Genomic DNA, 5,010 nt, shown 5'->3' with positions numbered 1-5,010 from the left:
AAAGCAACTCGATCTTTGAAAACTGAACAGGAAACGTCAAAGAAATTTGAAGTAATTCACGGAAGAAATACAGAACACGCGCAAGCGGTTCAAACATAAAGAGTCAATCAAATGGAGAGTTTGATCCTGGCTCAGGATGAACGCTGGCGGCATGCCTAATACATGCAAGTCGAACGAAGTGAAGATAGCTTGCTATTGGAACTTAGTGGCGAACGGGTGAGTAACACGTAGATAACCTGCCTGTATGACCGGGATAACAGTTGGAAACGACTGCTAATACCGGATAGGCAGAGAGGAGGCATCTCTTCTCTGTTAAAGTTGGGACACAACGCAAACAGATGGATCTGCGGTGCATTAGCTAGTTGGTGAGGTAACGGCCCACCAAGGCGATGATGCATAGCCGGCCTGAGAGGGCGAACGGCCACATTGGGACTGAGACACGGCCCAAACTCCTACGGGAGGCAGCAGTAGGGAATTTTCGGCAATGGGGGAAACCCTGACCGAGCAATGCCGCGTGAGTGAAGACGGCCTTCGGGTTGTAAAGCTCTGTTGTAAGGGAAGAACGGCATAGAGAGGGAATGCTCTATGAGTGACGGTACCTTACCAGAAAGCCACGGCTAACTACGTGCCAGCAGCCGCGGTAATACGTAGGTGGCAAGCGTTATCCGGAATTATTGGGCGTAAAGGGTGCGTAGGCGGCGAGATAAGTCTGAGGTAAAAGCCCGTGGCTCAACCACGGTAAGCCTTGGAAACTGTCTGGCTGGAGTGCAGGAGAGGACAATGGAATTCCATGTGTAGCGGTAAAATGCGTAGATATATGGAGGAACACCAGTGGCGAAGGCGGTTGTCTGGCCTGTAACTGACGCTGAAGCACGAAAGCGTGGGGAGCAAATAGGATTAGATACCCTAGTAGTCCACGCCGTAAACGATGAGAACTAAGTGTTGGGGAAACTCAGTGCTGCAGTTAACGCAATAAGTTCTCCGCCTGGGGAGTATGCACGCAAGTGTGAAACTCAAAGGAATTGACGGGGGCCCGCACAAGCGGTGGAGTATGTGGTTTAATTCGACGCAACGCGAAGAACCTTACCAGGCCTTGACATGGTATCAAAGGCCCTAGAGATAGGGAGATAGTTATGGTACACACAGGTGGTGCATGGTTGTCGTCAGCTCGTGTCGTGAGATGTTGGGTTAAGTCCCGCAACGAGCGCAACCCTTGTTTCTAGTTACCAACAGTAAGATGGGGACTCTAGAGAGACTGCCGGTGACAAACCGGAGGAAGGTGGGGATGACGTCAAATCATCATGCCCCTTATGGCCTGGGCTACACACGTACTACAATGGCGTCTACAAAGAGCAGCGAGCAGGTGACTGTGAGCGAATCTCATAAAGGACGTCTCAGTTCGGATTGAAGTCTGCAACTCGACTTCATGAAGTCGGAATCGCTAGTAATCGCGGATCAGCATGCCGCGGTGAATACGTTCTCGGGCCTTGTACACACCGCCCGTCAAACCATGGGAGTTGATAATACCCGAAGCCGGTGGCCTAACCATTTATGGAGGGAGCCGTCGAAGGTAGGATCGATGACTGGGGTTAAGTCGTAACAAGGTATCCCTACGGGAACGTGGGGATGGATCACCTCCTTTCTAAGGAGAAAGAAGTACAAAAAAGATATTTCCTGTTCAGTTTTGGGAGGTGCGAGAAGCACAGTCCAGAAGCAGTTCGTTCTTTGAAAACCAAATAACAGAAGACATAAGAGATAAAAACATGATCTTTCTGAATAGAAAAGCAAAAGATAAATCGAGAAAAAATGTTAAACAAACAGTAACTCAGAAAAAGATAGATCCAAGCAATTGGACGCGAAAAACACAAAGATGAGAGAACATCTAAAAAAACGCAATACTTAAAGTGATTAAGTAGAGAAGGGCGTACGGTGAATGCCTAGCCACATACAGCTGAAGAAGGACGCATCAAACGGCGAAACGCCACGGGGAGCGGTAAGAACGCAACGATCCGTGGGTATCCGAATGGAGAAATCCGATAACGGTAATGCGTTATCATCCATGAGTGAATCAATAGCTCATGAGAGAGAAACCCAGGGAATTGAAACATCTTAGTACCTGGAGGAAAAGAAAACAAAAGTGATTCCGTCAGTAGCGGCGAGCGAACGCGGAAGAGGCCAAACCAGAACTTGTTCTGGGGTTGTAGGACCTCGAGGTGAGACTTTGACGATTAGCAGAACGGCATTGAAAGGCCGGCCGAAGAAGGTGCAAGCCCTGTAAACGAAAATCGAAGAAGCTCTAGAGGGATCCTGAGTACGGCGGGGCACGTGAAACCCTGTCGGAATCCGCCGGGACCATCCGGCAAGCCTAAATACGAGTATGTGAGCGATAGTGAACCAGTACCGTGAGGGAAAGGTGAAAAGAACCCCGGGAGGGGAGTGAAATAGAACCTGAAACCGTATGCCTACAAGAAGTCAGAGCCCGTTAAAGGGTGATGGCGTGCCTTTTGTAGAATGAACCGGCGAGTTACCATATCGTGCGAGGTTAAGTAGAAGATACGGAGCCGAAGCGAAAGCGAGTCTGAAAAGGGCGAGAGTACGATGCGGTAGACCCGAAACCAGGTGATCTAGCCATGATCAGGTTGAAGTCAAGGTGATACTTGATGGAGGACCGAACCGACCCCCGTTGAAAAGTTGGCGGATGAATTGTGGCTAGGGGAGAAATTCCAATCGAACCTGGATATAGCTGGTTCTCCCCGAAATAGCTTTAGGGCTAGCGTCGGAGGAAGCCATGTGGAGGTAGAGCACTGAATGCATGATGGCCCCATCCAGGGGTACTGAATGCAATCAAACTCCGAATGCCATGTGGTACTATCCGGCAGTCAGACTGTGGGTGATAAGGTCCATGGTCAAAAGGGAAACAGCCCAGACCGCCAGTTAAGGTCCCAAAATGTATGCTAAGTGGAAAAGGATGTGGAGATGCACAGACAACTAGGAGGTTGGCTCAGAAGCAGCCATCCTTCAAAGAGTGCGTAACAGCTCACTAGTCGAGTGACTCTGCGCCGAAAATGTACCGGGGCTAAGCATACTACCGAAGCTGCGGATTTACGATTAAACGTAAGTGGTAGGGGAGCGTTCCATGAACGTAGAAGCCGTATCGGAAGAAGCGGTGGAGAGCATGGAAGTGAGAATGCCGGTGTGAGTAGCGAGATGCAGGTGAGAATCCTGCACACCGATAGCCCAAGGATTCCAGGGGAAGGTTCGTCCGCCCTGGGTAAGTCGGGACCTAAGGCGAGGCCGAAAGGCGTAGTCGATGGAAAACAGGCAGATATTCCTGTACCCGCGTGAGAATGAAGGAGTGACGGAGAAGGTTAGTGGATCCACTTAATGGATTGTGGTCCAAGCGCAGGAGCAGATACGTAGGCAAATCCGCGTATCAATGCAAAGGCGTGAAGGGGAGTGAAAGCTTCGGCGAGTAGCGAAGTTCATGATACCAGCTTCCAAGAAAAGCTTCTAGTGCTAATCTCATCGCGGCCCGTACCAAAACCGACACAGGTGGGCAAGGCGAGAAGCCTGAGGTGAGCGAGAGAACTGTTGCCAAGGAACTCGGCAAAATGACCCCGTACGTTCGCAAGAAGGGGTGCTCGAAAGAGCCGCAGTGAAGAGGCCCAAGCGACTGTTTAACTAAAACACAGCTCTCTGCAAAGTCGCAAGACGAAGTATAGGGGGTGACTCCTGCCCGGTGCTGGAAGGTTAAGAGGATGTGTCATTCCGAAAGGGAGAAGCATTGAATTGAAGCCCCAGTGAACGGCGGCCGTAACTATAACGGTCCTAAGGTAGCGAAATTCCTTGTCAGGTAAGTTCTGACCCGCACGAAAGGAGTAACGATTTGGGCGCTGTCTCGGCAGCAGACTCGGTGAAATCTTAGTCCCGGTGAAGATGCCGGGTACCCGCAACTAGACGGAAAGACCCCATGGAGCTTTACTGTAGCCTGATATTGAATTTTGATCAAACATGTACAGGATAGGTGGGAGACAAAGAGACCTGCACGCCAGTGTAGGAGGAGTCGACGTTGGGATACCACCCTTGTTTGATTGAAGTTCTAACCTGCTTCCGTGACCCGGAAGAGGGAGAGTGTCAGGTGGGCAGTTTGACTGGGGCGGTCGCCTCCTAAAGAGTAACGGAGGCGCCCAAAGGTACCCTCAGATTGGTTGGAAATCAATCGACGAGTGCAAATGCAGAAGGGTGCTTGACTGCGAGACCAACAAGTCGAGCAGGGACGAAAGTCGGGATTAGTGATCCGGCGGTGCCGAATGGAAGGGCCGTCGCTCAACGGATAAAAGCTACCCTGGGGATAACAGGCTGATCTCGCCCAAGAGTTCACATCGACGGCGAGGTTTGGCACCTCGATGTCGGCTCATCGCATCCTGGAGCTGAATTCGGTTCCAAGGGTTGGGCTGTCCGCCCATTAAAGCGGTACGCGAGCTGGGTTCAGAACGTCGTGAGACAGTTCGGTCCCTATCTGTTGTGGGCGTAGGAAATTTGAGGAGATCTGTCCTTAGTACGAGAGGACCGGGATGGACCTACCGCTGGTGCACCAGTTGTATCGCCAGATGCATAGCTGGGTAGCTAAGTAGGGAACGGATAAGCGCTGAAGGCATCTAAGCACGAAACCGACTCCAAGATGAGATTTCCCATACGCAAGTAGTAAGACCCCTTGAAGACGACAAGGTAGATAGGTCAGAGATGGAAGTGTAGAAATACATGGAGTTGACTGATACTAATGGTACGAGGACTTAATCACACAACTAGGAAGAAAGAGAATGGAAGTCAACTGTTATTTGGTTTTGAGGGAATGACCTCAGAGATCTGGTGGCGATGGCAAAGTGGACACACCTGTACCCATCCCGAACACAGAAGTTAAGCACTTTAACGGTGACAATAGCTGGACTTGCTCCCGTGAAGATAACTAGCTGCCAGGTGATCGACCCTTCATTGGGTCTTTTTTTGTTT

3 rRNA genes are annotated in these 5,010 nt (G+C 50.6%); all 3 read left to right on the top strand.

What is annotated here, in order from left to right:
• Positions 1–108 precede the first annotated feature (108 nt).
• The 3 genes from DAHG_RS20250 (at position 109) to rrf (ending at position 4,979) form a co-directional block, all read left to right on the top strand.
• Positions 109–1,642 (top strand): 16S ribosomal RNA (locus DAHG_RS20250).
• 264 nt (positions 1,643–1,906) lie between these two features.
• Positions 1,907–4,801, top strand: a 23S ribosomal RNA gene (locus tag DAHG_RS17975).
• Positions 4,802–4,865: 64 nt separating this feature from the next.
• A 5S ribosomal RNA gene (gene rrf / locus DAHG_RS17970) occupies positions 4,866–4,979 on the top strand.
• Together the 16S, 23S and 5S rRNA genes form the textbook arrangement of a ribosomal RNA operon.
• The last annotated feature ends 31 nt before the right edge of the window (positions 4,980–5,010 follow it).

The sequence above is a fragment of the Dielma fastidiosa genome (assembly GCF_000313565.1).
Classification (GTDB): Bacteria; Bacillota_I; Bacilli_A; order Erysipelotrichales; family Erysipelotrichaceae; genus Dielma; species Dielma fastidiosa.
Note: the sequence above shows the minus strand (reverse complement) of the source record. Positions and strands in the feature narration are given on the sequence as shown.